Origin of the sequence: Saccharothrix luteola (assembly GCF_020859565.1) — a bacterium.
Taxonomy (GTDB): Bacteria; Actinomycetota; Actinomycetes; order Mycobacteriales; family Pseudonocardiaceae; genus Actinosynnema; species Actinosynnema luteola.
This window is the reverse complement of the sequence record NZ_JAJHUO010000030.1, coordinates 106,490-133,114: the sequence shown is the minus strand read 5'-3', so window position 1 is coordinate 133,114 and position 26,625 is coordinate 106,490. Positions and strand designations below refer to the sequence as shown.

The 26,625-nt window shown below is 71.8% G+C and carries 23 protein-coding genes; 6 read left to right on the top strand and 17 right to left on the bottom strand.

The genetic code is table 11. The features are described 5' to 3' along the window. Positions 1-173: 173 nt before the first annotated feature. From LNK82_RS35960 to LNK82_RS35920, 9 genes are all read right to left on the bottom strand, one after another. Positions 174-1,580: a plasmid pRiA4b ORF-3 family protein gene (locus LNK82_RS35960; RefSeq protein WP_230571393.1), complete on the bottom strand. Its 1,407-nt coding sequence runs from the start codon at positions 1,578-1,580 to the stop codon at positions 174-176. Between the two features lie 137 nt (positions 1,581-1,717). Then, positions 1,718-2,122 (bottom strand): hypothetical protein, encoded by a 405-nt coding sequence (locus tag LNK82_RS35955; protein WP_230571392.1) that lies wholly within the window; start codon positions 2,120-2,122, stop codon positions 1,718-1,720. Between the two features lie 125 nt (positions 2,123-2,247). Further along, positions 2,248-3,015 (bottom strand): hypothetical protein, encoded by a 768-nt coding sequence (locus LNK82_RS35950; RefSeq protein ID WP_230571391.1) that lies wholly within the window; start codon positions 3,013-3,015, stop codon positions 2,248-2,250. Further along, on the bottom strand, positions 3,012-3,335 hold the full coding sequence (locus LNK82_RS35945; protein ID WP_230571390.1) for a hypothetical protein: 324 nt from the start codon (positions 3,333-3,335) through the stop codon (positions 3,012-3,014). The genes LNK82_RS35950 and LNK82_RS35945 overlap by 4 nt, the downstream gene beginning before the upstream one ends. Continuing rightward, positions 3,332-4,024, bottom strand: a complete 693-nt coding sequence (locus LNK82_RS35940) for a YbaB/EbfC family nucleoid-associated protein (protein WP_230571389.1) — start codon at positions 4,022-4,024, stop codon at positions 3,332-3,334. Before LNK82_RS35940 ends, LNK82_RS35945 begins: the two co-directional genes overlap by 4 nt. A gap of 226 nt (positions 4,025-4,250) precedes the next feature. Continuing rightward, positions 4,251-6,362: a 3-hydroxyacyl-CoA dehydrogenase NAD-binding domain-containing protein gene (locus LNK82_RS35935; RefSeq protein WP_230571388.1), complete on the bottom strand. Its 2,112-nt coding sequence runs from the start codon at positions 6,360-6,362 to the stop codon at positions 4,251-4,253. Next, positions 6,359-7,579 carry a thiolase family protein gene (locus tag LNK82_RS35930; RefSeq protein ID WP_230571387.1) on the bottom strand — a complete coding sequence of 407 codons (1,221 nt, stop codon included), beginning with the start codon at positions 7,577-7,579 and terminating at the stop codon, positions 6,359-6,361. The genes LNK82_RS35935 and LNK82_RS35930 overlap by 4 nt, the downstream gene beginning before the upstream one ends. Positions 7,580-7,662: 83 nt before the next feature. After that, positions 7,663-8,112, bottom strand: coding sequence for an ABA4-like family protein (locus tag LNK82_RS35925; protein WP_230571386.1), 450 nt, complete (start codon positions 8,110-8,112; stop codon positions 7,663-7,665). After that, on the bottom strand, positions 8,109-9,014 hold the full coding sequence (locus LNK82_RS35920) for a hypothetical protein (protein WP_230571385.1): 906 nt from the start codon (positions 9,012-9,014) through the stop codon (positions 8,109-8,111). Before LNK82_RS35920 ends, LNK82_RS35925 begins: the two co-directional genes overlap by 4 nt. 90 nt (positions 9,015-9,104) lie before the next feature. Between LNK82_RS35920 and LNK82_RS35915 the strand changes: the two genes are divergently transcribed. After that, positions 9,105-9,752: a MerR family transcriptional regulator gene (locus LNK82_RS35915; protein WP_230571384.1), complete on the top strand. Its 648-nt coding sequence runs from the start codon at positions 9,105-9,107 to the stop codon at positions 9,750-9,752. A 176-nt stretch (positions 9,753-9,928) separates the two neighbouring features. Here the strand turns inward: LNK82_RS35915 and LNK82_RS35910 are convergent, their stop codons facing one another. Next, on the bottom strand, positions 9,929-11,260 hold the full coding sequence (locus tag LNK82_RS35910; RefSeq protein WP_230571383.1) for an HRDC domain-containing protein: 1,332 nt from the start codon (positions 11,258-11,260) through the stop codon (positions 9,929-9,931). A gap of 67 nt (positions 11,261-11,327) precedes the next feature. Then, positions 11,328-12,044, bottom strand: a complete 717-nt coding sequence (locus LNK82_RS35905) for a response regulator (RefSeq protein WP_053718177.1) — start codon at positions 12,042-12,044, stop codon at positions 11,328-11,330. 254 nt (positions 12,045-12,298) lie between these two features. Between LNK82_RS35905 and LNK82_RS35900 the strand changes: the two genes are divergently transcribed. Further along, positions 12,299-13,462: a dipeptidase gene (locus LNK82_RS35900; protein WP_230571382.1), complete on the top strand. Its 1,164-nt coding sequence runs from the start codon at positions 12,299-12,301 to the stop codon at positions 13,460-13,462. 113 nt (positions 13,463-13,575) lie between these two features. On the opposite strand, the gene LNK82_RS35895 is transcribed toward LNK82_RS35900, so the two are convergent. After that, the gene (locus tag LNK82_RS35895; protein ID WP_230571381.1) at positions 13,576-14,112 is read right to left on the bottom strand and encodes a DUF3000 domain-containing protein; all 537 of its coding nucleotides are present in this window, start codon (positions 14,110-14,112) and stop codon (positions 13,576-13,578) included. A gap of 109 nt (positions 14,113-14,221) precedes the next feature. Between LNK82_RS35895 and hemE the strand changes: the two genes are divergently transcribed. Genes hemE through hemQ form a run of 3 tightly spaced genes read left to right on the top strand, consistent with a single transcriptional unit; the run spans position 14,222 to position 17,392 of the window. After that, positions 14,222-15,274: a uroporphyrinogen decarboxylase gene (gene hemE / locus LNK82_RS35890; protein WP_230571380.1), complete on the top strand. Its 1,053-nt coding sequence runs from the start codon at positions 14,222-14,224 to the stop codon at positions 15,272-15,274. Further along, positions 15,271-16,683 carry a protoporphyrinogen oxidase gene (gene hemG / locus LNK82_RS35885; protein ID WP_230571379.1) on the top strand — a complete coding sequence of 471 codons (1,413 nt, stop codon included), beginning with the start codon at positions 15,271-15,273 and terminating at the stop codon, positions 16,681-16,683. The genes hemE and hemG overlap by 4 nt, the downstream gene beginning before the upstream one ends. 16 nt (positions 16,684-16,699) lie before the next feature. Then, on the top strand, positions 16,700-17,392 hold the full coding sequence (gene hemQ, locus LNK82_RS35880; protein ID WP_230571378.1) for a hydrogen peroxide-dependent heme synthase: 693 nt from the start codon (positions 16,700-16,702) through the stop codon (positions 17,390-17,392). Here hemQ and LNK82_RS35875 read toward each other — a convergent pair. The 3 genes from LNK82_RS35875 to LNK82_RS35865 are packed head-to-tail and all read right to left on the bottom strand — an operon-like array spanning position 17,376 to position 19,140. Next, positions 17,376-17,969: a hypothetical protein gene (locus tag LNK82_RS35875; protein WP_230571377.1), complete on the bottom strand. Its 594-nt coding sequence runs from the start codon at positions 17,967-17,969 to the stop codon at positions 17,376-17,378. The two genes, hemQ and LNK82_RS35875, sit on opposite strands and share 17 nt — an antisense overlap. Then, positions 17,969-18,793: a WXG100 family type VII secretion target gene (locus LNK82_RS35870; protein WP_230571376.1), complete on the bottom strand. Its 825-nt coding sequence runs from the start codon at positions 18,791-18,793 to the stop codon at positions 17,969-17,971. The genes LNK82_RS35875 and LNK82_RS35870 overlap by 1 nt, the downstream gene beginning before the upstream one ends. Then, a complete protein-coding gene (locus LNK82_RS35865; protein WP_230571375.1) occupies positions 18,790-19,140 on the bottom strand; it encodes a hypothetical protein in 351 nt (116 codons plus the stop codon). The genes LNK82_RS35870 and LNK82_RS35865 overlap by 4 nt, the downstream gene beginning before the upstream one ends. A 129-nt stretch (positions 19,141-19,269) precedes the next feature. On the opposite strand from LNK82_RS35865, the gene LNK82_RS35860 reads away from it, so the two are divergent. Further along, positions 19,270-19,845 (top strand): YbaB/EbfC family nucleoid-associated protein, encoded by a 576-nt coding sequence (locus LNK82_RS35860; RefSeq protein WP_230571374.1) that lies wholly within the window; start codon positions 19,270-19,272, stop codon positions 19,843-19,845. A 51-nt stretch (positions 19,846-19,896) separates the two neighbouring features. Here the strand turns inward: LNK82_RS35860 and LNK82_RS35855 are convergent, their stop codons facing one another. Both LNK82_RS35855 and LNK82_RS35850 read right to left on the bottom strand, forming a co-directional pair. After that, positions 19,897-23,136, bottom strand: coding sequence for a S8 family serine peptidase (locus tag LNK82_RS35855; RefSeq protein ID WP_230571373.1), 3,240 nt, complete (start codon positions 23,134-23,136; stop codon positions 19,897-19,899). A 262-nt stretch (positions 23,137-23,398) separates the two neighbouring features. Then, a complete protein-coding gene (locus tag LNK82_RS35850; protein ID WP_230571372.1) occupies positions 23,399-26,593 on the bottom strand; it encodes a S8 family serine peptidase in 3,195 nt (1,064 codons plus the stop codon). Between the last annotated feature and the right edge of the window lie 32 nt (positions 26,594-26,625).

The following is a 26,625-nucleotide window of genomic DNA, read 5'->3' as shown; positions in this document are numbered from 1 at the left end:
TAGCAAGGGGCGAGAAGAGCGAGCGTCATGGACGGTCCCACCGGTCGTCACCTGATCGTGTGGGGTTGACCTTAGGTCCCGATGTTCACCGGAGGATGAACAGGGTCGAGTTCAGCCGGCACGGCGCCGCCGAACGCCTCGCCGGCCGTCGTGGGTTGTCGTCGGCGTGATCGTCATTCCTTGACCAGGACCTTCGCCTGGCGCGAGAGGTACTCGTTCACCTCGTCGGCGTCGAAGGCGGCTGGGTCGAAGTCGGCGGCGGAGTCCAGGTCGAGCCACTCCAGCCGGTCCGCGTGCTCGGGGTGCTCCGGGTCGGCCAGCACGTCGCACAGGTCGGCGTAGCCCCAAATGCCGCCGCTGTCCTCCGGTGGAGCGGCGCGGCGGCCGGTCAGGCAGCGGGGGTAGGCGAGACCCGGCTCGGCTTGGACCACGTCTTCCACCACGATGTCGTGGTCCCACGCGTCACCGAAGTCGTACAGGTAGCCGATGCGGTCCTTGGGTGCCTTCGCCACGTCGGCCAGCGCCACGGTCGCGGCGTCGCCGTGGCCCAGTTCCGGGTCGGGCATCCCGTACTCGCCGTCCGGGGTGTCGAAGACCCACATGTGGTAGTCCTCCCAGGCGAACGCGTCCTGGACGACCTGGTGCAGCCGCACCAGCGGCGTGGCGGACGGCACCTCCAAGCGGCGCCAGATCGGCGGCTTCGAACCGCGCAAGGTGATCTTCAGGCGGTGCACGCTGGTGTCGAGGGCGGTCGGCGCGGCCTCCGGGAGCAGTTCCAGCCGCTGCCGCAGCAAGGCTAGGTTGGACCGCACGTCCTCGACCTGGTCCGGTTCGACCGGGCACGGGTCGCGTTCCAACGCGTCCGCCACGATCGCGCGTGCCTGTTCGGGCGTGTACTCGCGGAACGGGAAGCCGTGTTCGCCGGCCGCCTCGACGTACCCCGCCCGGATCGCCTTCGGCTGGTCGCTGACGAAGCAGTCCTTGAGGCCGCCGAGGTCGTGGTCGATGAGCAGGACGAAGGCGTGTGCCTTGCGGCCGTACGAGAAGGTCAGCGCCAACCCTTCCTGAGCGCCGCGCGGGTCCGCGTAGCCGAAGCACGCGCCGACGGTCGGCTTGCCCACCGTCCGCGTCCACCTCGGGTCCTTCAGCCCGGTCGCGACGAGGCGGTCGGCGGCCTGGGACGCGACCGGCCGCACCTCCGGCGGCGCGAGCACCGCGAACGACCGCGCCAGCGCGAGGGCTTCCGCCTCACCGGTGGCCTCAGCGTCGGCGATCATGGCGGCCACCATGTCCGGGAAGTCCTGGGGATCGGCGTTGTCGCGCATGGCACCCAGGAACTCGGACGCGCACAGCTCGGCGTCCAACGGTCCGCAACCCTGCTCCAGCAGCGGCGTGAAGGCGTCGAGGAACGCCATCGCGAGGTCGGCCACCGGCTGGACGAAGCCCGCCGTGGTCAGGCGCTCCAACGCGTCAGGCACGTCAATCGCGGCGTCGACCAGTCGCAACACCTCATCGGGGGCACCCTGGTCCGCGAGCATCGCGCGGAGGTCGGACAAGGTCGGTTCGACGTCGTTCGGCACCCGTGTCATCGTGCCATTCACGTGATGGGGCGTTGCCAGGGCTTCCAGAGCTGAAGGGCCCTCATGACCGCGTCGCTGGGCAGGGGACGCACCCGCGTCGGTCCGCTACTCCACGGTTCGCAACTCCCGCCCTTCAGTCAGCCGCGCCACCGCACCTCTGTCGGCGGTGCGACGGGTGGCCGGAACAGGGCACGTCCGAGGAAGAAGAGAACGCCCGCCACCACCGAAGGCGCGGCCAACAGGAGCAGGTAAGCCCACACCTCACCGGTGAACCCGACCTGCCGACTTCCGCTCGTCACCGTCATGACCAGCAGGAACCACGCGATGACGGCGACGATCAGCGCGCCCGCCCAACCGCCGGCCAGCGCCCGCCTGGCCGCTCTCGCGCCGTTCACGTCGAGGTACTCGCCCCGGACGTAGGACCGGGCCGCGAGCAGGCTCACCGAGGACAGGAGCACCGCGAAGACCGAACCGCACCCGGCGATCCAGACCAACGCGTTGATCGGGTGGTAGGCCGTCGGCAACGCCCGACCGAGCCCCACGATCGCCCACGCGAGCGCCAGGCAGGCTACGAATCCCGCCGTGCCGAGTGCGCCGCACAGACCTCGGATCCTCCGAGCCTGGGCAGGCGGTATCCGGAAGTAGCGCGGCGGCGGCCCCGGGTGCGTCACGAGTCGGGTCGCCAGTCGGAGCCGTCCCCGTCGGCGACGCTCGCGTCCGCCATGTCCGCGGTGTTCGGCATGGCCCACGTGGAGCCGAGGTCGTGGATCTTCTGCTGGATCGTGGACTGCTCGGTCTCGATCGTGTTGACGTGGGACTCCAACGCCATGATCGCCGCGGCAATGGCGCCGATCGTCGCGGCCACCCCTCCGATGATCAACGTGATCGCCGCGGGGATGCCCACGAGCGTGCACGCGGCGACCACCGCGCTGACGATGGCGACGACCGCGCCGAGCAGCGCGAACCCGATCGCCATCCAGAACATCTCGATCGAGTTCGCCAGGCTGTTCAGGGACGAGCGCAGTTGTCCGGCGATGTCCTTCACCGAGTTCAGCCCGGCCGCCTGCGGTGGCACCGTCGCCTGGTAGGCGCGGGCGGCGCGGCCTTCCCACTCGATCGTGGTGCGGAGCTTGTCCAGCCCGATCGTCTCCGCGACGTCGCCGAGCGCGTTGCCGACCTGCGACACCCACTGCTCGCCGACCTGCTTGAGGCGGTCCGGGTCCCCGGGCTGCTCCCACAGCAGCTTGATCCGGTCCCAGAGCTCCTGCATCTTCTCGTTGAGCACCTGCATGCCGCGGATGATGGGGTCGACGAGGTGTTCCAGCACCGAGGGGACCCAGCTCATCACGCTGTTGACCTGCTCGAAGAACTTCTTGACGTTCTCCTCGATCTCCTGCGCCTTCCGCTGCGCCTCCTCCACGAGCGGCGGGTTCATCGGCCACCGCCGTCGTTGTGGATGCTGTTCATGGCGTGCAGGTTCGCTTCCTCTTCGGCTTCGTAGGTGTTCGCCGCCGCGTTGAGGGTCTCGCTGAGGCTGCGGAACGCCTGGGTCGCCTGGGTGAGCATGTCCTCCAGGGCCAGGCGGGCGTCGTTGTAAGTGCGGTCCAAGCCGCGGTCGACCGCCCACAGCGACACGTCGGCGCCGGTGAGGACCAGGCCGCCGATCGTGGAGCGCGGGCCGTCCAGGTTGTCGGATGCGGTCGCCCACACGGTGGCGTCGGACCGCATCGCTTCGAGAGCTACTTGAAGGCTCATGGCAGCAACCCCACTCGGCGCAGCAGCGTGTTCGGATCACTCACCAGCGCGGTGAGCTCGGTGATGGCGGGGCTTTGCGGGCCCTGCGCCAGGTCGGCGGGAACGCTCTGGGCGCGCAGGTTCCGCAGCACTTCCAGGAACTCCTGCTGCATCTCCGTGACGCGAGCCGAGTGCGTCCAGGCGGGATCGACCTCAAGGTCGAGGATCTGTCCCCGGTGGATCGTGCCGCGGACGTGCCCGCCCCGGCTCTCCACCGTCAGCGGACGGTCCACGACCTCGTTCATCCGCTGCGTGAACCGGGCCAGGTCGGCGCTGACGGCGTCCATCAACCTCAACGCCTGCTCGGGCGTGATGCGTTCGTCGGACTGCGGTGGCGGTGCCTCCTGCCGTGGCGCGGGCTCCGCCGGTCGGTCGATCTGCTGGACCAGCGCGGCCATGGAAGCGGCGTTCGCGGCCTGGGTCACCGCGGAGCCGAGGACGCGGGGGTCGACGGACTGCCGCCACCGCGTGGCGATGGAGACCGCCTGGAACTCCGCACTCTCGTTCACCGTCACGGTGACGACACCGTCGGCGTCACGTCCTACCAGGGCGTCTTGCGGGGTCTCGGGTTCTTTGGGCGCGGAGCGAGGGCGCTGGTCCTCTTCATCGCCGTCCTCGAAACCGAACCTGTACACGTCATCGTCGCTCATGTGTCCCCTTGCACATCCGGTGACGAGCTGATTCCCGAACGTAGCGGACGGCGTCGGTTGCCCGCAGCCGGTTCGGCCGGCTCGTCGACGACGCAGCGTTCGGTGATCGTTTGGATGCGCAGAGTAGCGGAAGCGCATGCGACGCTGCGGGCGGCGGGTGGTGTTGAGGTTCGCAGAAAGCACCGCGCCCCGGCTGCGAGAGCAACCGGGGCGCGGGGATCGGGGGTCAGGCAGGCACGGAGGCGACGCCGGGCGCCAGGAAGCGCTTGCCCGTCACCTTCTCCGAGATGCCCGAACGGTCCAGGTAGGGGGTGATGCCGCCCAGCCAGAACGGCCAGCCGGCGCCCAGGATCATGCACAGGTCGATGTCCTGCGCCTCCGCCACCACGCCCTCGTCGAGCATGATCCGGATCTCCTCGGCCAACGCCTCCAGCGCACGCGCGAAGACCTCGTCACCGGTCAGCGGTTTGTCGCCGAACGACCACAAGTCCTGCACCTCGGGGTCGACGCTCTGCTTGCCCGACGAATCCCACTGGTACACGGCGGTCTTGCCGGCCTTCACGAACGCCTTCATGTTCTCCGACACGCCGAACCGGTCGGGGAAGGCGGCGTTCATCGTCTCCGCCACGTGCAGCGCGACGGCGGGGCCGACGAGCTGCAGCAGGATCAGCGGCGACATCGGCAGGCCCAGCGGCTCGGTGGCCTTGTCCGCGACCTCGAACGGCGTGCCCTCGTCGATCGACTTCACGACCTCGCCCATGAAGCGGGTGAGCAGCCGGTTCACCACGAACGCCGGGGCGTCCTTCACCAGCACGGACGACTTCTTCAGCTGCTTGCCCACCGCGAACGCGGTCGCCAACGTCGCGTCGTCGGTCTGCCCGGCGCGCACGATCTCCAGCAGCGGCATGATCGCGACCGGGTTGAAGAAGTGGAAGCCCACGACCCGCTCGGGGTGCTTGAGGCCCGACGCCATCTCGGTGATCGACAGCGACGACGTGTTGGTCGCCAGCACGGCCTCCGCCGAGACGAACTCCTCGACCTCGGCGAACACCTTCTGCTTCACGCCCAGGTCCTCGAACACTGCCTCGATGACGAAGTCCGCGTCCGAGAACGCCGCCTTGTCCAACGAGCCGCTCACCAAGGCCTTGAGCCGGTTCGCCTTGTCCGCCGACACCCGGCCCTTGCCCAGCAGCTTGTCGATCTCGCCGTGCACGTACCCGACGCCCTTGTCCACGCGCGCCTGGTCGATGTCGGTGAGCACCACCGGCACCTCCAGCCGCCGCGCGAACAGCAGCGCCATCTGCGACGCCATCAGGCCCGCGCCGACGATGCCGACCTTGGTGACCTTGCGCGCCAACGACTTGTCCGGCGCCCCGGCCGGCCGCTTGGCCCGCTTCTGCACCAGGTTGAACGAGTACAGCCCGGCCCGCAGCTCGTCGCTCATCACGACGTCCGCCAGCGCCTCGGTCTCCGCCGCGTACCCGGCGTCCAAGTCGTTGGCACGAGCCAGTTCCAGCAGCTCCAACGCCTTCAGCGCACCCGGCGCCGCGCCCTTGGTCTTGCCCTCGACGATCGCCCGGGCCCGGGCCACGGCGGCGTCCCAGCCCGCACCGCGGTCGATCTCACGACGAGCGGGCACGACGTCGCCGCGCACCACGGAGGCCAGCCACAGCAGCGACTGCTCCAGGTAGTCCGCCGAGTCGAACAGCACGTCCGCGATGCCCAGGTCGAGCGCCTGCTTCGGGTTGAGCATCTTGTTCTGGTTCAACGCGTTCTCGAAGATCACGGTGACCGCGTCGTGCGCGCCGATCAGGTTCGGCAGCAGCTGCGTGCCGCCCCAGCCCGGGAACAGGCCGAGGAACACCTCGGGCAGCGCGATGGCCGCCGCGTTGGACGCCAGCGTCCGGTAGTGGCACGACAGCGCCAGCTCCAGGCCGCCGCCCATCACCGCGCCGTTGACGAACGCGAAGGTCGGCACGGACGACTCGGTGAACTTGCGGAACACGTCGTGGCCCAGCTGACCGATCGTCACGGCCTGCGAGCGCTCGGACGCGCCCTCCACGGCCGTCAGGTCCGCGCCCACGGCGAAGACGAACGGCTTGCCGGTGACCGCGATCGCCGCCGGGTTCGCCGCCGCGGCCTCGTCGAACGCCGCGCTCAGGCTCACCAGCGACTGCGGGCCGAACGTGGACGGCCGGGTGTGGTCGTGGCCGTTGTCGATGGTGATCAGGGCGACCTGGCCGGCCAGCCCGGGCACCGTGATCAGCTTGGTGCGGGCGTGGGTCACGACCTCGTCGGGGAACAGGGCCTTGGCCTCGTCAGCGGTCAACGTGGTCACTTGGCTGCTCCGTTCCAGTGCGGGTTCTCCCAGATGACAGTCCCGCCCATGCCGATGCCGATGCACATGGTGGTGATGCCGTAGCGCACGTCGGGGCGCTCGGCGAACTGCCGCGAAAGCTGGGTCATCAGGCGCACGCCCGAGGACGCCAGCGGGTGGCCGGTGGCGATCGCGCCGCCCCACTGGTTGACCCGCGGGTCGTCGTCGGCGATGCCGAAGTGGTCGAGGAAGGCGAGCACCTGCACGGCGAACGCCTCGTTGATCTCGAACAGGCCGATGTCCTCGATGGACAGGCCCGCGCGCTTCAGCGCCTTCTCGGTGGCCGGCACCGGGCCGACGCCCATGACCTCGGGCTCGACGCCCATGAACGAGTAGCCGACCAGGCGCATGCCGACCGGCAGGCCGAGCTCGCGCGCGGTCTCCTCCTCGGCCAGGATGCAGCCGGTCGCGCCGTCGTTCAGGCCGGCCGCGTTGCCCGCGGTGACCCGGCCGTGCGGGCGGAACGGCGTCTTGAGCTTCGCCAGGTCCTCGACCGTGGTGCCCGGGCGGGGCGGCTCGTCGGCGGTGGCCAGGCCCCAGCCGTTCTCCGCCGAACGGGTCGCGACCGGCACCAGCTCCGGCCCGATCTTGCCGTTCTTCACCGCGTCGGCGTACTTGGCCTGCGACGCCGCCGCGTACGCGTCCGTGCGCTCCTTGGTGATGTGCGGGAACCGGTCGTGCAGGTTCTCCGCCGTCGAACCCATGACGAGCGCGGACGGGTCCACGATCTTGTCCGACAGGAACCGCGGGTTGGGGTCGACGCCCTCGCCCATCGGGTGGTGGCCCATGTGCTCCACGCCGCCGGCGATCACCACGTCGTACGCGCCGAACGCGATGCCGCTGGCCGACGTCGTCACGGCCGTCATCGCGCCCGCGCACATGCGGTCGATGGCGTAGCCGGGCACCGACTTGGGCAGGCCCGCGAGCAGCGCGGCGGTGCGGCCGATGGTCAGGCCCTGGTCGCCGATCTGCGTGGTGGCGGCGATGGCCACCTCGTCGACCCGCTCCGGCGGCAGCCCGGGGTGGCGGCGCAGCAGCTCGCGGATCACCTTGACGACCAGGTCGTCGGCACGGGTCTCCGCGAAGATTCCCTTGGGGCCGGCCTTGCCGAACGGCGTGCGCACGCCGTCCACGAAGACCACGTTCCGAACGCGTGCCGGCGCTACTGGTGCGGCCACGGCGTCTCCTCCGCTTGTGGTGACGATTCGCCCGAGCGGTCGGGCGCGACTCCTACCGATCGGTAACACAACTCTAGCCCCTGTTACTGGCCGGTAACCACCGTGGTCGCCCTGTCGGGTCGGTCACAGAACGCCCGGATGGCCAGGAACAGCCCGAACCCGAACGGGGACAGGACGATCGTCAGCACCAGCAGCGGGCCCATGAGCAGCGGGTGCAGCCCCAGGCGGCGGCCCTCCCGGTGCATCCACGCGCCGATCAGCAGGTCCCACGCGATCACCTGCGCCCAGACCGCCGAGGCGCCCCACGCGGTGGCCAGGAACTCCCTCAGCGTGTCCAGGTTCGGACTGCTCATCGTCGCCCACAACTCCGGCAGGTGCGCGGCGACCAGGACCGTGTAGACGACCAGCGGCGGCACCGCGATCAACGGGGACGAGACGATCCGGTTCGTGAGGGCGGACGTCGGCGCGAAGATCATCAGGCCCCAGAACGGGACGGTGAGCCAGAACGTGATCTGGAAGAGGAACCCGGTCATGCGTGCACGACCTCCTTCTGGTCGTCGGTCGTGTCGGTCGTCCGCAGGGTCCTCGCGATCACCGCGGCGGTCCAGGTCGCCACGGCCAGCGCGCCCAGCGCGGTGAGCAGGTCGGGGCGCAGCAGCGGCTGCCCGCGCAGCGCCTGCCACGTGACCAGGGCCATCAGGCCCGCGTAGCCGACGGTCAGGCCCCAGGCGAGCTTCGGGGTCGCGCGCCGGCCGAACAGCGCCACGGCCAGCGGGATGACCTGCAGGGCGTGGATGCCGACGAAGTGCGGCACGCGGAGGTCGCCGCCCTCGGTGCTCCAGCCCGTCAACGGCATGTAGGGGCCGCCGTCGCGCACGCCGACGCTGTGCGCGCCCACGATGCCCGCGGCGACGTCCTCGTCGTCCGCCCGGCCGGTCATGAGGGTGCCGAGGCCGAGGCCGACGAGGGCGAGGAGCAGGCCGAGTCGGATGGAGAGCCCGGTGGCGCGGTCGCGGAACCTGGTGAACAGCAAGGTCACGGCGATCACCGCGTGCATGATCCAGAGCGTCAGGATGCTGTAGGTCATGATGTCCCACAGCAGTTCGTCGAACGGGGTGCCGACGTTGAAGTGGCTCCGGGCGCCCCGCAGCACCTGGCCCACGATGATCGCCATCTCGGCGGCGGAGGCGAGCGCGATGACCGTACCGGCCCACCAGCCGACCCGGCGGAACCTCGTGACCAGGGTGAGCATCCACGCCAGCGTGACGGCGTAGAGGCCGAGGGAGACGGCGAACTTGAACGGCTTGAACCAGATCGGTGACCCGACCAGGATCCGGTCGTCGACGACCAGGCCGACCAGTGAGACGGCCGTCAGGGCGGCCATCAGCAGGGAGAACAGCATCAGCGGCAGGTGCCAACGCAGGGCGCGGGTCATGGACGACTCCTAAATGGATAGCAGCACTTTCTACTATCGGATAGTTACAGTATCCATGCTGAGGATCGCCTCAGGAAGGGGCCGTGCGGGATGCGCATCGCCGAGTTGAGCCGTCGCAGCGGCGTGCCCGTGCCGACGATCAAGTTCTACTTGCGGGAAGGGCTGCTCCCGGCCGGTGAGCTGACCAGTCCCAACCAGGCCAGGTACTCCGACGGGCACCTGCACCGGCTGCGGCTCGTGCGGGCGATGGTGGAGCTGGGCGGGCTGTCGATCGCGGCCGTGCGGGAGGTGCTGGGGGCGTTGGACGACCCGGAGCGGTCCCTGCACAAGGCGATGGGCACGATCTCGGCCGCGGTGGCGCCGGCGGACCTGGGCAGCGAGGACGAGGTCGCGCACGAGCAGGTCGAGGCGTTCCTGGAGCGGCAGGGGTGGGTGTGCCGCCCCACGTCGTACGCGTACAAGGCGCTGGTGGGGGTGCTGGCGACGGCGCGCGAGGTCGGGCACGAGCGGTTCGCGGACCTGCTCGACGGGTTCGCCGCGGCCGCCCGGCCGTTGGCCGAGGCCGATCTGGGCTACGTGCTGGGCGCGGGGTCCGCGGACGAGTCGTTGGAGGCCGTCGTCGTGGGGACCGTGCTGGGTGACGCGGCCATGGCGGCGGTGCGCGCGCTGGCCCGGCGCGAGCTGTCCGGCACCATCCAGTCCACCGAACCCCCGACCCAACCCTGCACCGACACCTGACCAGACCCCGCGAGAGTCCTACCTTCACGGCGCGAGAGTCCTACGTTCACGGCCCCTGAATTCAACGTTCGGCGCATGGACCGGCGCGCCTGAGTGTTCAACTCAGGGTGTCTGAACGTAGGACTCTCGGGCCCTGAAGGTAGGACTCTCGCGGGCTGGAGGTAGGACTCTCGCGGTTAGGTCGGTGGTTGGGTCAGGGCCTCGGAGAGGACGTCGGCGGTCAGGGCGATCTGCCACGAGCGGGCGCCGCCGTCGCGCAGGGCCGCGGCCACGCCCTCGGGCGAGACGTCCGCCGGCGGCTGCCAGCACGTGCGCCGCACGAGGTCGGGCAGCAGCAGGTTCTCCACCGGCAGGGTGTTCGCCTCGGCCACGGCCGTCAGGGCGGTCCTGGCGGCGGCCAGGCGCGCTGCCGCGACCGGGTCCTTGTCCGCCCAACGGTTGGCGGGCGGCGGGCCGTCGTGCTGCTGTGACGGCTCCGGCAGCTCGTTGCGGGGCAGTGCGGCGGCACGTTGCAACGCGCCGAGCCACACGCCGACCATGCGCCGTTGCGCACGTCCGCGGAACACGGGCAGCGCCAACAGCGCCGCCTCGTCGGAGGGGTTCTTCACCGCGGCGTCGACCAGCGCGGCGTCCGGCAGCACCCGACCCGGCGCGATGTCGCGCTCACGGGCCAGCGCGTCACGCGCCTCCCACAAGGCCCGCACCGCGGCCAGTTGCCGGGGACTGCGGATCCGGTGGATGCCCGACGTGCGCCGCCACGGTTCGGCGCGCGGACGCGGCAGGGGCGCCGTGCGGGCCGCCTCGAACTCCTCGAGCGCCCACTCCAGCTTCCCCTGCCGCTTGAGCTCCTGCTCGAGCACGTCACGCAGCTCGACCAGCAGTTCGACGTCGAGGGCGGCGTAGTTCAGCCAATCGGCGGGAAGGGGGCGGCGCGACCAGTCGGCCGCGCCGTGCCCCTTCTCCAACCGGTAGCCCAACAACCGCTCGACGAGCGTGCCCAGCGCCACCCGTTCGAAGCCGGCCAGCCTGCCCGCCAGCTCGGTGTCGAACAACACGCTCGGACGCAGCCCGAGTTCGGCGAGGCACGGCAGGTCTTGCGACGCCGCGTGCAGCACCCACTCGGTCCCGTCCAGCGCCTGGACCAGCGGATCGAGCCGACCGCCGAGGGCGATCGGGTCGACCAGCACGGTCCCGGCACCTTCCCGGCGCAGTTGCACCAGGTAAGCGCGTTGCGAGTAGCGGTATCCCGAGGCTCGCTCGGTGTCCACCGCAACCGGACCCGGGGGGGGGGGCCCCCCCCCCCCCCCCCCCCCCCCCCCCCGGGGCGGGGGCCCGGCGCCCCGCACGGTGCCCCCCGCCCCCCCCCCCCCCGCCCGGGCGCCCCCCCCCCCCCCCCCCGGCCGCGACGGTGCGTCGGCGACGACAGGCGGAACGCCGTCAGCGGGTTCCACCAGCGGCACCGGATCAGCACCGGTTGGTTCGGTTGGCTCGTCGGAGGGTACGTCCACGGCGGAAGACCCTACGACGAACGCACCACTCGCGGGTGTGTTCGGCCGGTTCAGTGTGCCGACCTGCTCAGCGGATCACGCCGGCACGCATGGCCAGCGCCACCATCTGAGCCCGATCCCCGGTGCCCAGCTTGCGTCCGATCCGCGACAGGTGAGACTTCACCGTGAGCGCGGAAAGGCTGAGCGCCTCGCCGATTTCCTTGTTGCTCTGGCCATCGGCGACCAGCTGGAGGACCTCGACCTCACGCGCGGAAAGCTCCCGCGGCGTGTTGTCGGTGCCCGGCACCCTCGTGCCCGCGGCGAGCACGGGCGCGACGCTCGGGTCTGCGTAGACGCCGCCGTCGAGGACCCTGCGCACCCCGTCGGTGACCACCATCGGCGAGGCGGACTTCAGCAGGTACGCCTGAGCGCCTGCCTGGAAGGCCGACCTGACCGCGTAGGGGTCGTCGGAGGACGCGAGGACCACGATGCGGGGCCAGCCCTGGGCACGGAGTTCCGTGACCAGGTCGATGCCGGTGCCATCCGGCAGACCCAGATCGAGGATCGCGAGGTCGCACGGTCCGGTAGCGAGTGCCCGCGCCCGAGCCTCCGCAACCGAAGCCGCCTCATGCACTGTCCCGGCTCCCATCTGGGTGAGCCGAGCCGATATCGCCTCCCTCAGCAGTGGGTGGTCGTCGACCACCAGCACTGAAAAAAGCTCCTCCCGCGGGTGCGGGACCATGTTCGCCGGCAACGTGCCGGCTGGCGTGGTACGAACGGCCTGACCTAAGCCGACGGCAGCCACGTCACTACCTCCCTGGAGTCGGTCGTGCCCCCCGACCGGCACCGGGACTTTCGTCCAATCAGCCGCGCCACTGATCGACCGAAAGTGGTGTCGTCTGGGGCAGCGTAGCCGCCCAAGCGGGTCTACGGGACGATCAATCGGGTATCTATCCCGAATGAGTTGTCACTGATGGCCCCCGCTGTCACACGATCGGCTGACAACTCGATCGGGCACGTAACGCGAGCGGTTCTCACGACGACATCAAGGAGTTGCGGGTGGCGAGCACCACAGGTCGAGGCCGGGCCGAGGAACTGCTGGCCCGGGTGCCCCTGGTCGACGGGCACAACGACCTGCCGTGGGCGCTGCGCGTGCTGGGCGCCGAGGGTGAATTCGGTGAAAAGTCAACGGCCGGTGATCCGGCCGCGGCCGTCTCGATCGTCGACCTGATGGTGCGCCAGCCCGCTCTCCAGACCGATCTGGTCCGGGCGCGCGACGGCCGGTTGGGCATGCAGTTCTGGTCCGTCTGGGTGCCCTGCCAACTGGCGGGCGACGCAGCCGTCACCGCCGTGCTGGAGCAGGTCGAGCTGGTGCACGACCTCGCCGCGCGCTACCCCGACCACCTGCGCATCGCGACCACCGCCGACGAGGCTGAACGGGCCTTCCGGGACGGGCGGATAGCCTCCCTGATCGGCGCGGAGGGCGGACACAGCGTCAACGGCTCGCTCGGCGTGCTGCGCGCGTTGCGGCGGCTCGGCGTGCGGTACATGACGCTCACTCACAACGAGAACACGACGTGGGCGGATGCGGCGACGGACACTCCCGTGCACGGCGGGCTGACCGACTTCGGGCGGGACGTGGTCCGCGAGATGAACCGCATCGGGATGCTGGTCGACCTGTCGCACGTCGCGCCGTCCACCATGCGGGACGCCCTGGAGGTCTCGACGCGGCCGGTGGTCTTCAGCCACTCGTCGTGCCGCGCCGTCGCCGACCACCCGCGCAACGTGCCGGACGACGTGCTGGCGCGGCTGCGGGACAACGACGGGGTGTGCATGGTGACGTTCGTGCCGCAGTTCCTGTCGCAGGCCTACGTCGACTGGGACGCCCGGCTCAAGGACGCGATGGAGGCGGCGGGGGAGAACCACAACGACCTCGACGCCCGCAACCGGTTCGCGGACGCGTGGCCGGCCGCCGGCCCAACACCGCGCGTGACCATGGACGATGTCATCGCCCACTTGGATTACGCCCGTGAGGTGGCCGGCATCGACCACATCGGCCTGGGCGGCGACTACGACGGGACGCGCAGCCTGCCGGAGGGCATGGAGGACGTCTCCTGCTACCCGGACCTGATCGGCGCCCTGCTGGACCGGGGGTGGAGCGAGGACGACTGCGCCAAGCTCGCCGGTCTCAACGCCCTGCGCGTGCTCCGCGCCAACGACTGATCCGCCTCGCTGCCGCAGGGGTCCCCGCCGGGGGACCCCTGTCTTTATTCTGCCGGCCGGCACCGACGGATTCGGGCGGACGGATGGCGCCTGTGGACAACCGGTGGCCGCGGTCAGCGCAACGTCGACACGCCGACCGGGGGTAGGCCCACGGCGGTGGCCATGACGTCGTAGAACGCCGTGCCGTGAGCGGCCAGGTCGGCCGTGCGGGCGGTCCAGGAGGCGCGTAGTTCCAGGTCGTCCGTGCGGGCCGGGCCGGCGATGTCGCCGAACCTCGCCGACGACGTCTGCGTGACGGTCCCGCCCAGCGCCAGGAACTCCGCCCCGGCCACCTCCAGCGCCTCCACCAGCCACGACCACCCGACCTCGGGCAGCAGCGGGTCGGCGGCCAGTTCCGCGTCCAGCTCGACCCGCACGTAGGCGACCAGCCGGAACACGCCCGACCACGCCTCGACCCCGTCCGGGTCGTGCAGCAGCACGAGCCGTCCCGAGGACAGCTCGTCGGCGGGCCCGGTCACCTCCGCGGTCAGCGCGAAGGCCCAAGGCGCAAGCCGTTGCGGCGGGCGCACCTCGGTCAACTCCAGTTCGGGTCGGGTTCGCACCGACCGGAGCGTCGCCACCGCCCGCTGGAACAGTTCGGGCTCCGTCACACCACGGACTGTAGGCCCCTAAACCTCGGAACGTGAGCGCGGCACGCCGTGCCTGAAGACCCCGCCCGAAGACGCGCCCGACGACGTCCACCGCCCAGCCCGTGGGAGCATGGAGGGCGAGATGAACGACATCACCGAAGCCCCGTTGCTCGTCGCCGCGCGCGGCGGCAGGCCGTCACGCACCCCGGTCTGGTTCATGCGCCAGGCGGGCCGCTCCCTGCCGGAGTACCGCAAGCTGCGCGAAGGCACCGCGATGCTGGACGCCTGCATGGACCCGGAGATGGTCTGCGAGATCACCCTCCAGCCGGTGCGCCGCCACGACGTGGACGGCGCGATCCTGTTCTCCGACATCGTCGTGCCGCTCAAGGCCGCGGGCGTCGACCTGGACATCGTGCCGGGCACCGGTCCGGTGGTGGCCAAGCCGATCTCGACGGAATCCGACGTCAAGGCCATCCCCGAGCTGCACGAGGAGCAGGTGCGCCCGGTGGCCGACGCGATCGGGCTGCTCAACGCCAAGCTCGGGAACGTGCCGCTGATCGGCTTCGCCGGCGCGCCGTTCACCCTGGCCTCCTACCTGGTCGAAGGCGGCCCGAGCAAGAACCACGAGCGCACCAAGGCGCTCATGCACGGCGACCCGCACCTGTGGCACGCGTTGCTGGACCGGCTGGCGGGCATCACCGCCGAGTTCCTGCGGGTGCAGGTGCGCGCGGGCGTGAAGGCGGTCCAGCTGTTCGACTCGTGGGCGGGCGCGCTGTCCGAGCGCGACTACCGCGAGTTCGTCCTGCCGCACTCGGCGAGGGTGCTCCAGAGCGTCAGCGGCGTGCCGCGCATCCACTTCGGCGTCGGCACGGGCGAGCTGCTGCCCGCGATGCGCGAGGCGGGCGCGGACGTGGTCGGCGTCGACTGGCGCACGCCGCTGGACGTGGCGGTCGAGCGGCTGGTGCGGGCCGCGCCGGACCTGCCGAAGCCGGTGGTCCAGGGCAACCTCGACCCCGCGCTGCTGTTCGCGGGCCTGCCCGCGCTGGAACGCGAGATCGAGCGGATCAAGCGCGAGGGCCGGGCCGCCGCCGGGCACATCTTCAACCTCGGCCACGGCGTGCTGCCCGACACCGACCCGGACGTGATCACCCGGGCCGTCGAGCTGGTCCACCGGGCCGCATGAGAGCGCCGCGGGTGGCGGTGGTCGGGGGCGGGATCTCCGGCCTCGCCGCCGCGCACCGGCTGCGCCACCTGCTCGGTCCCCGGGCCGTGATCACCGTGGTCGAGCAGTCCGACCGGCTTGGCGGCAAGCTGCGCACCGCCGAGGTCGGCGGGCGCGCCTACGACGTGGGCGCGGAGGCGTTCCTGCACCGCCGCCCCGAGGCCACCGCGCTGGTCGCCGAACTGGGCCTGGCCGACCAGCTCGTGCACCCCGCGAAGGTCGCCGCGAGCATCCACGCCGCCGGCGACACCCGCCCCATCCCCGCGCACACCCTCATGGGTGTCCCCGCGTCGGTCGACGCCGTGCGCCAGGTGTTGTCGCACGAGGGCCAACGCCGGGTCGCCGCGGAACCCGACCTGCCGCCGATCCGGCTGGACGGCGCGGACGTCTCCGTCGGCGCGCTGCTGCGCGAGCGGTTCGGCCCCGAGGTCGGCGACCGCCTGGTCGGGCCGCTGCTCGGCGGTGTCTACGCCGGCCGCACCGACGTGCTCGGACTGCGCGCGACCATGCCGCAGCTGGCCCGCGCGCTCGACTCGGGCGTCGGTTCGCTGCTGGCCGCCGCCGCGACCACGATTCCCGCGCCACCCCGGCCGGGTGTCGCCCGACCGCCGGTCTTCGGCACGCTGCGCGACGGCCTGTCGACGTTGGTCGATCGTCTGGCGGAGGCGGCCGAGGTCAGGCTCGGCCTGCCGGTGCGCGCCCTGGTCCGCCGCGAGCACGGGTGGCGGCTGGAGATCGGCTCCGCCGCCGCGCCTGAGCACCTGGACGTGGACGGTGTGGTGCTCGCCGTGCCCGCGCCCGCCGCGCGCAAGCTGCTCGCCGACGTCGTGCCCGCCGCGGCCCGCCGCTACGCCGAGGTCGAGCTGGCGTCGATGGCGGTGGTGGCGCTGGCCCTGCCGCCCGGCACCGAGCTGCCCGAGCGGTCCGGCGTGCTGCTGGCCGAGGACGAGCGGGCAGCCGACGGGGTGCCGTTCACCGCGAAGGCGTTCACCTTCTCCAGCCGCAAGTGGGCGCACCTGGCCGGCGAGCCGGTGCTGGTGCGCGGCAGCGTCGGCAGGCACGGCGAGGCGCACCTGTTGCAGCGCGACGACGGCGAGCTGATCGCGGCCGTCCGGCACGACCTGCGCGAGCTGACCGGCGTCACGGCCCAGCCGATCGACGCCGTGGTCACCCGCTGGGGCGGCGGCCTGCCGCAGTACGGCGTCGGCCACCTGGACCTCGTCGGGGGCATCGAGGACGCCGTCGGCGCGGTACCGGGCCTGGCCGTGGCGGGTGCCACGCTGCACGGCGTCGGCATCCCCGCGTGCATCGCGACCGGGGACGCCGCCGCCGCGCGTGTCGCCGCTCACGTGCTGCCCCGCGCCGGCTGAGTGAGAGGATTGGGCCATGGCCCGCCTGAACTACAACGAACTCAACGACACCATCCGCTACACCATGTGGTCGGTCTTCCGGGTGGAGCCCGGTCGCCTGCCCGACGACCGCGGTCCGGCGGCCTCCGAGGCGCAGGAGTACCTGGACGGCCTGGAGTCCAAGGGCGTGGTGGTGCGCGGCGTGTACGACGTGGCGGGCCTGCGCGCGGACGCCGACTACATGATCTGGTGGCACGCCGAGGAGATCGAGCAGGTCCAGCAGGCCTACACGGGGTTCCGCCGCACCGCGGTCGGCCGCGTGTCCACCCCGGTGTGGAGCCAGGTCGCGCTGCACCGGCCCGCCGAGTTCAACCGCAGCCACATCCCGGCGTTCCTGGCGGGCGAGGAAGCGCGCAAGTACGTGTGCGTGTACCCGTTCGTGCGGTCCTACGAGTGGTACCTGCTGCCGGAGGAGGACCGCCGCCGCATGCTCGCCGACCACGGCAAGGAGGCGCGGGACTACCCGGACGTGCGGGCGAACACGGTCGCGTCGTTCGCGCTGGGCGACTACGAGTGGATGCTGGCGTTCGAGGCCGACGAGCTGCACCGCATCGTCGACCTCATGCGGCACCTGCGCGGCACGGAGGCGCGGCGCCACGTGCGCGAGGAGATCCCGTTCTACACCGGGACCCGCGTGCCGGCCGCCGAGCTGGTCACGAACCTGCCGTAAGGGCGGCGACGACGCGCTGGGCGTGGGCGCTGCCGACGTGCGCGCCGAACGTGCCGAGCACGATCCACGAGCCGTCCCGGAACACCAGGCCGAACCGTCCCCGCGCGAGCAGCCGGGGACGGCGCCTGGCCGCCGCCACGACGTCGCGCGGCATCGCCCAGGCCACGGTCATCCGGTCGTCGGCGTTGACCAGGGCGACGACCCGCTGCGACGTCACGGCGAAGAAGCTGTGCCCGGTCACGACCGCTTCGAGCTGCCTGGCCAGTGACCCGACGGGGCCGTAGCACGTGCGCCCGCCGATCCAGCTCTCCGGGAACTCGCCCGGCAGGTCGAGCGACGGCGACGCGAACGCCACCCCGCCGACCCCGGCCAACGCCTTGCCGACCCAGCCCTTCGGCTCCGGCACGGCCCGGTTCACCCGGTCGGCGACCCGACCCGCCGGCGTGGTCCAGAAGTCCGGTTCGGCCCCGCCGCGCGCGCCGTAGGCCACGCCGACGGACGTGATCGCGAGCAGGGCCTCACCGGGGGCCAACGCGCGCCGCGCGTCGTCCCCCCACACCTTGAGGTCGTCGACCATCAGTCGTCGTCGGTCGCGTAGTTGTAGACGTCCTTGCCCATGTTGAACAGGCCGCCCGCCGGTCCGCCCGGCACCGATTCGCCCAGCACCTGGCCCAGCGGGATGCGCACCGGCGCGGTGTAGATCGACTTGGCCACGCCGAGCGCGATGCCTTCCTTGCTGAACGTGCCCGCTGCCTTCTTCAGCGCCTTGATCGCCTTCAAGCCCGCCTTGTACGCCTTGGCGGCGTCGGCCAGCTTGCGCAGCATGTTCGAGAGCTTCATCAGCAGGTCGGCCAGCTTCTTCACGATCTTGAAGACCTTGCCGAGGGTGGCCGCGGCCTTGGCGGCGGCCGCGGCGGCGCCGGCGGCCAGCGACGCGCCGAAGCTGACCACCGAGAGCGCGAGGCTCACCAGCAGGTCGGTCACCAACATCATGATCAGGTCGATGACGAGGTCGATGATCAGGTTCGCCGAGTCGACGCAGCCCTTGGCGGCCTCGACCAGCATCCCGGACGTGTCCTGGACGTTCTGGGCGAGCTGGTCGATCTGCTCCTCGATCTCGGTCAGCCTGCCGTTGAACTTGTCCGCCGCCGGGCCCTGCCACACGCCGCTGACGGCCTGCCGGGCGCTCGCCTCGTCCGACACGATCGCGCGGATGTCGGTGGCGGCCTTCTCCCATGCGTCGGCCGCGCGGATCAGGTCGTCCGGATCGCCCGCGACCCAGTCGATGGCTTCCAGGAACGGGTTCAGCAGCGGCCGGATGATGCCCTGGACCGGGCCGGGGCAGCCGTTCAGGAAAGTCTCGATCTTGTTGTTGACCTCGACGGTCGTGCTGGGACTCATCCGCCCACCTTCGGAATCGTCAGACCTTCGAGGCCTTGGACGATGTCTGTGAGGATCTCTCCGATTCCGCCGTCGACGCCCTGGTAGTCCTCGGCGGTGTCGCGCACCGATTCGGCGATGTCGCGCATGGCCTCGGCGCATTCCTTGAGATCGTTCATGGTCGAGGTCACGCGCTCTTCGTACGAGGCGTGGATGTCGCCGCTGGACGGCATCTTGCCGAACGACTCGCGGCCGACCTTGGCGGCCTCCAGAGCGGCCATGACCTGGTCGAACCGGTCTCCCCGGCGGACCGACGTGCCCGCGAACTCCAGGATGCCGTCGAGCTTGACGTCGAACTTCGCCGTCATCGCGCCACCTCCCCGATATCGAACCCTCGGACGGTCGCGATCACGCTCTGGTTCCACCGGATCGCGAATTGCGCCGCCGTTCGGTGCACTAGCCTGCGGCAGACAGTAGTACAGCGGATCGAGGGCGCGATGCGAGAAGATCTCGAACAGAAGCTGGCGCGGATCACCGAACTCGCCGAGCAGAAGCAGCAGCAGGCGGGCGAACTGCAGGGGCAGCTGGCCGGGCTGCGGGTGACCAGGAAGTCCGGTGACGGGTTGCTGACCGCGACCGTGACCGCGAACGGCCAACTGGTCGACCTGCGCATCGACGACCGGGCCCTGCGCAACGGCCGCGAGCTGGCCGCGAACCTGCTGAACCTGGTGTTCCAGGCGTCGGCGGAGGCGTCGAAGCAGGTGCAGGCGCTGGCCGCGCCGCTGTTGGAGGACAGCTCGATCGACCCCGCCGAGCTGGGCCTCGGCCCGACGCCGCCAGTCGTGCCGGGGATGCCCGGACCGGGTGGGCCGGGGCCGGGACCGGGTGGACCTGGTGGGCCGCAGCAGTACGAGCAGCCGCCCCGGACGTTCCAGCAGCCGGTGCGGAACCACCCCCAGCCGCCGCCCCCGCCGCAGCCGTTCCAGCAGCAGCCGCCGCCACCCGCGCGCCGCCCGCCGGTGGACGACGACCCGGACGAAGGTGGCTCGATCTACCGCAAGGACACGTGGTGACCCGGGCGGAGGGACGCCCGAACTCGGACGCCCCTCCGCACCGGTCCGCGGTTACCGGGTGAGCCGGTAGGCCCGGATCACCGAGTGCTCGAACGTGTTGCCCGAGCTGTCCGAGCCCTTGGCGCGCAAGGACGCGAAGCCCGCCCGGTCGGCGTTGCGCACGAGCGCCGCGCCACCGACGACGGGCACCTTGGACCACGTCTTGCCGTCGTCGAACGACACCTCGACCTCGACCTTGCGCACGCGGCCGTGGTCGGCGCCCTGTTGCTGCTGCACGGTCAGCGGGATGCGCAGCACGCGTCCGGCGGGCGCGCCGCCGTTCGCGTCGAGCTCGGGAGTGAACCGCACGACCGAGATCGGCAGCTTGCGGAGCTCACCGGCGGGCACGGTGTCCGAGCGGAACGTCCACGCGCCGGTGACCCGCGAGCTCAGCTCGGAGATGCCCGGCGCCCGGACGACGTCGACCTCCGCGCGGTAGTCCGCCGCGCCACCGGGCACGGTGAACTGCCCGCGCGGCTCCGCGACCTCGCCGATCTTGGTCCCGTCGCGGTAGAGCGCGGTGCGCGCGGTCTCGTAGGCGGACCCGCCCAGGTTGTTCGCGCCGTCGTTGAGCAACGGCACCTGCACGAGGATGTGATCGTCGATCCGGGAGAGGTACTCGAAGCGCGACACGGGCAGACCGGGACCGTAGACCGGGAAGTTGAAGCTCTCCCGGCCGCGCTCGCCGGGCCGGTAGGTGCGGTCGGGCGACTGGTAGTCCGCGACGAAGTCGAACTCGCCCTGGAGCTGGGCGAACCGCCAGATCCACTTGAGGTCGGCGGTGGCGACGTAGTCGATCGCGGTGCTGCCCGGCTTCACCGGGAACAGCACGGACCAGCCACCGGAGCCGCTCGGACCGATCGCGCTGCCGCCGTGGATGAACTCGTCGGCGGCGGGGCCGGGGCCGAACTTCGTCCGGACCTCGGCCAGCTCGCGCTTGGCGGGCGCGCGGACGAACCCGGTGGGCACCCGGCCGTGCTCGATCCACGCGAACCGGTAGGCGACGTGCGCGCCGTCGACCGGCTTGCCCTCGTACTGGGCGCCGATCATGACTTCGAGCTGGTCGGCGGGCAGTTCCGGACCGCTGTGGGCGACCGTCATGTGCTCCGGGAACCCGTCGAAGAACGCTACGCCGTACCCGGTTCGCCGGTCGCCGACCGTGCGGTCGAAGCCGATGTCGCCGATCATCGCCACCGCGTCCGGGTCGGGCGGTGTGATCTTGAAGGGTTTGGCGGCGCGGGCGTCGAAGGTGAGGGTGGCGGTCCCGGTGACCGTCAACGAGGGCTGCGGCAGCACGGCGATCCGGCCGTCCGCCACGTCACCGGTGACCACCGTGGCGGACACCATGTACTCGCCCTTGGGCAGGCGGGTGGTCACGGTGTTGTCGGTGTCCTCGAGGAACGTGAACGTGTCGTTGTCCACGCCCATCAGGGTGCCGGTGTAACTGCTGGGCGCCTGGCCGTCGGCGTCGAGGAACGTCGCGGTGAGGTCGTAGCTCTCGACCTCGCGGTCGACGGCCACCGGCGTGCGCAGGACGTCACCGGCGACGACCGTGCCGGAGAACGCGCCGTCGACCGCGCCGACCTTGGTGTCGGCGGTGACGGTCACCTTGGCCTCACCGCCGGCGGGCACGGTGACGGTGGCCGGTGCGACGGTGAACATGCCCGCGGGCGCGGGCTTGCCGTCCGGGCCCTTGGCGTCGACGGACACCGGGAAGGTGACCGGCGCGGCGCCGCTGTTGCGGTAGGTCAGCTCCTTGGCGACCGGCGTGTCGTCGGTGTGCGGCCACTGCTGGACGCCCATGGAGAGGCTGACGGGGTCCGTCGTCACCGAGGCGGTGATGGCCTTGGCCAGGTCGACCCGGCCCGCGCCCTGGTCGAACGCCGTCAGCGCCGGGTTGTGCTTGGCCGAGGCCATGAGCGCGGCCTTGATCCGCGCGCCCGTCCAGTCCGGGTGCTGCTGGGCGATCAACGCCGCCGCGCCCGCGACGTGCGGCGTGGCCATGGAGGTGCCGGACAGCGCCACGTGGTTCTCGTCCACGGGCGTGCCGATGCTGCCGGTGGCGGCCTTCGCCGCGACGATGTCCACGCCCGGCGCGGTGATGTCGGGCTTGACCGCGCCGTCGCCGACGCGGGGGCCGCGGCTGGAGAAGTACGCGATGGTGTCGTCGCGCTCGACCGCGCCGACGGTGAGCGCGGCGTCGGCGCTGCCCGGTGAGCCGACCGTCCCGGGACGGCCCGCGTTGCCCGCGGCGATCACGAACAGCGTGCCGCTCTGGGCGGACAGCGTGTTCACGGCTTCTTCCAGCGGGTCGAGGCCGGGTGAGTCGTTGCCGCCCAGGCTCAGGTTGACCACGTCGGCGCCCTGGTCGACGGCCCACTGCATGCCGCCGAGGATCCACGACTCGGCGCAGCCCTGGAGGATGCACACCTTGCCGTCGAGGATCTGCGCGTCCGGCGCGACGCCCCGGTACTCGGTCCCGGAGCTGGCGATGGTCGCGGCGACGTGCGTGCCGTGGCCGTCCACGTCGGTGGCGTCGGGGTCCTCGGTGAAGTTCTGCTCCGCGACCTCCTTGCCCGTCAGGTCGGGGTGCGTGCCGTCGACGCCGCCGTCGAGGACCGCGACCTTGACGCCCTTGCCGGTGTGCCCGGCCTGCCACGCGGTCGGCGCGCCGATCTGGGCGGTGGAGCGGTCGAGGCTCGGTTGGCGCAGGCCGTCGAGCCAGACCTTCCGCACGCCCGGGTCGTTCACCAGGGCCTGGAACGTCGTGCCGGCGTCGGCCTTCGCGGTCCGCGCGGCGACCGCGCCGACGGTGGGCAGCGCGCGGGTGACGTGGACGCCGCCGGCACGCGGCTGGTCGCCGGTGATGATCAGCGGCAGCGTGTCGCGGCGCGCGTCGTCGTAACCGGCTTCGACCAGCCCGGTCACGTCGAACAGGCGCAGGTCCAGCTTGCCGGTGGCCACCGCCGCGGCGGCGTCGGCCGGCACCACGTGCAGGTTGCCGTCCCGGTGGAACGTGTGGAAGACGACCCGCTCGCGGCCGGGGCCGGCCTGGAGCGAGCCGGACGTGGGTCCGGTGAGCAGGACCTTGTCGCCCGTGATGAGGGTGACGGTCGCCGGCGTGTGCCCGGCGGGCCGGTCGTGCCGCTCCGGTGTGGCGGCGGCAACCCCCGTTGCCGCGCCTGCCGTGAGCCCGGCGGCGAGGACGGTGGCCGCCCACCCGGCCCCGAGCCTTCGTGATCTCGACGTCAACGCAGATACCTCCCGAATCTGGTTGTCGCGCTGCGGAAACGCGCGCAGTCGGAAGGCACCGCCGGCTCACGGTGCGGCGGAGTACCGGAACAGTCGAAGCCCCCCAACGACTTCGACGCTATCCACCCGTCAGGGTGAAGACAGCGTCTCTTTGTGGGAAGTTAACCCCTCGAATGGGTCAGTTGGTGCTCACTCACCGTCGATAGTTCGCGAGAGGGGGCATCCGATCGAGCGAACGCCCCCTCTCGTCACACGACCGTGCTCAACCGATCCGGTAGGCCCGGATCACGGTCTGCTCGAACGTGTTGCCGTTGCGATCGGAGCCCTTGACGCGCAACGAGGCGTCCCCGGCCGTCGCGGGGTTGCGCACGAAGGCGGTGCGCCCGACCACCGCCGCCGACGACCACGACTTGCCGTCGTCGAACGACACCTCGACGGCGACCCGGTCGACCCGGCCGTTGGCCGCGCCCGGCTGCTGCTCGACCACGAGCGGCACCCGCAGCACCCGGCCGGCGGGCGCGACGCCGTTCGCGTCGAGCGCGGGCGTGAACCGGACCACGGTCAACGGCAGCGGCGCGAACCGGTCACCCGTGACGGTGTCCGAGCGGAACGTCCACGCACCGCTGACCGCCGTGGAGAACTCCGAGACGCCCGGCGCGCGCACGCCCTCCGCCTCGACGCGGAAGTCCGCCGCCCCCGGCGGCACGAGGAACCGACCGGCGGCCGGCTCGCCCGTCTCACCGACCACGGTCCCGTTGCGCAGCAACGTGGTCCGCGCCGACGACGTCACCGACCGGCCGGAGTTGCCGTCCCGGTCGCCGAACAGCGGCAGGGAGAAGTCGACCAGGTCACCGGACCTGGCCAGGTACGGGAACGGCGCGGCGGGCATGGCCGGCCCGAACACCGGGCGGTTGAACCGTTGGTGGTACGTGCGCCCCGGCTGGTGCGTCCGCAGCGGCGAGTCCAGTTGCGCCTCGATCCCTCCTGACCCGAACTGCGCGAGCGACCACGCCCACTCGACGCCCGGTGCCGTGGTGGCGTAGTCGAGGGACCGACCCGGCGCGGTCACCGCGGCCTCGACGCCGAGACCGCCCAGCCCGCCCGGTAGCACGGGGAAGCCCGCGAAGCGGTGCTCCTTGCCCGCCGGACCGGCGGCGAACTCCGACCGCACCTCGGCCAGTTCCCGCTTGGTCGGCGCGCGGACGAAACCCGTGGGCGCCCGGCCGCGCTCGACCCACGCGAACCGGTAGGTCACCGGGGTGGCGCCGACCGGTGTGCCGGTGGCGTGCGTGTTCACCAGCACGGAGAAGTCCTCGGCGGGCAGCTCGGGGCCGAGGTGCCCGATCGACACGTTGCCGAAGCCGCCCGCGTACACCCCGCCGATGGCGGCCACCAGCCTGCCGTCACGGCTGCGGGTGAGCAGCAGGTCGCCGAGCGGCGCCTCGGCCCGCGGGTCGGGGAAGGTGATGGAGACCGGTTTCGCCCTCCGGGCGTCCGCGACGACCGACGTGGTGTCGCGGTTGACCCGCAGGCTGGGCTGCGGCAGCACGGCGGCCTTCGTCCCGTCGGTCAGCACCTCGTTCACGACCAGGTACTCGCCGACGGGCAGCCGGGCGGTGGCCTTCCCGCCGTCACCGCTCGGGAAGAGGACCTTGTCGTTGTCCAGGCCGATGACGAACGCGAAGTAGTCGACCGCGGGCCTGCCCTCCGCGTCGATGAACTCGAACGTGACGTCGTAGCTCTCGACCTCGCGGTTCACGCCGACCGGCACGCGCAGCTCTACGCCGCCGCCGGAGGCCACGACCGTGCCGCTGTACGCGCCGTCGACGGTCGCCGCCTTGGTGTCTGCGGTGACGGTGGCCTTCGCCTCGCCACCCGCGGGCACGGTGACCGTGGCGGGGCTGACGGTGAACACGCCGGCCGGCACGGGCGCGCCGCCGGGGCCCTTCGCGTCGATCGCGAGGTCCAGCGTGACCGGCTGCGTGCCGGTGTTGCGGAGGGCGAACTCCTTGCTGGTGGCGACGTCGTCGTCGTGCGGCCACTGCTGCAGGCCGAGGGCGAGCGACGGCGGGTCGGCGGTCACCGTGGTGGTGATGGCCTTGGTGAGGTCGACGCGGCCGGTGCCCTGGTCGAACGCGGTGAGCGCCGGGTTGTGCTTGGCGGAGGCCATGAGCGCGGCCTTGATCTGCGCGCCGTTCCAGTCGGGGTGTTGCTGGGCGATCAACGCCGCCGCGCCCGCCACGTGCGGTGTGGCCATGGACGTGCCCGACACGGCGACGTGCTTGTCTCCCACCGGTGTGCCGATCCGGCCGGTGCCGGACTTGGCCGCGACGATGTCCACGCCGGGCGCGGTGATGTCGGGCCTCGGCGCGCCGTCGCCGACGCGGGGTCCTCGGCTGGAGAAGTCCGCGATGGCGTCGTCCCGCTCGACCGCGCCGACGGCGAGCGCCGCGTCCGCGCTGGCCGGCGAGCTCAGCGTCTCGGGGCGGCCGGAGTTGCCCGCCGCGACCACGAACAGGGTGCCGGTCCGCGCGGACAGGGTCTCGATGGCCTGCTCCAGCGGGTCGACGTCCGGGGTGTCCGTGCCGCCGAGGCTCATGTTGATCACGTCGGCGCCCTGGTCGGCGGCCCACTGCATGCCGTCGACGATCCAGGACTCGGCGCAGTTCAACGAGCACACCTTGCCGTCGAGGATCTGCGCGTCCGGCGCGACACCCCGGTACTTCTCGCCCGCGCTCGCGACCGTGGCGGCGACGTGCGTGCCGTGGCCGACCAGGTCGCTGTTGTCGGGGTCTTCGGTGAAGTTGCGCTCGACGACCTCGCGGCCGACCAGGTCGGGGTGCGTCTGGTCCACACCGCTGTCGAGCACGGCGACCTTCACGCCCTTGCCGGTGTACCCGGCCTGCCACGCCGTCGGCGCGCCGATCTGGGCGACCGAGCGGTCGAGGCTGGGCTTGCGGATGCCGTCCAACCAGATCTTCCGCACGCCCGGGTCGTTCACCAGGCCCTGGAACGCCGTGCCGGCCTCGGACTTCGCGGTGCGCGCGGCCACCGAACCGATGGTGGGCAGCGCGCGGGTGACCTGGACGCCGCCGGTGCGCGGCTGGTCGCCGGTGATGATCAAGGGCACGGTGTCGCGGCGCGCGTCGTCGTAGCCCGCGTCCACGAGCCCGGTCACGTCGAACAGCCGCAGGTCCAGCTTGCCGTCGGCGAGCGGCCGGGCGACGTCGCGCGGGATGACGTGCAAGCGGCCGTCGCGCAGGAACCGGTGGAACGTGATGCCGTCGCGGTCCCGACCCGGCGTGACCGACAGGAGCGCGTGGCCGGCGACGACGACCCGGTCGCCGGTGATCAGGGTGACGGTGTGCCGCTCGCCGTCGACGCGGTCCGGTGGTGGTGCGGGGCCCCCCCCCGCCCGCCCCGGGGCCCCCGCCCCCCCCCCCCCCCCCCCCCCCACCCCCCCAAACCCACCCCGCCCACCAGATCTAG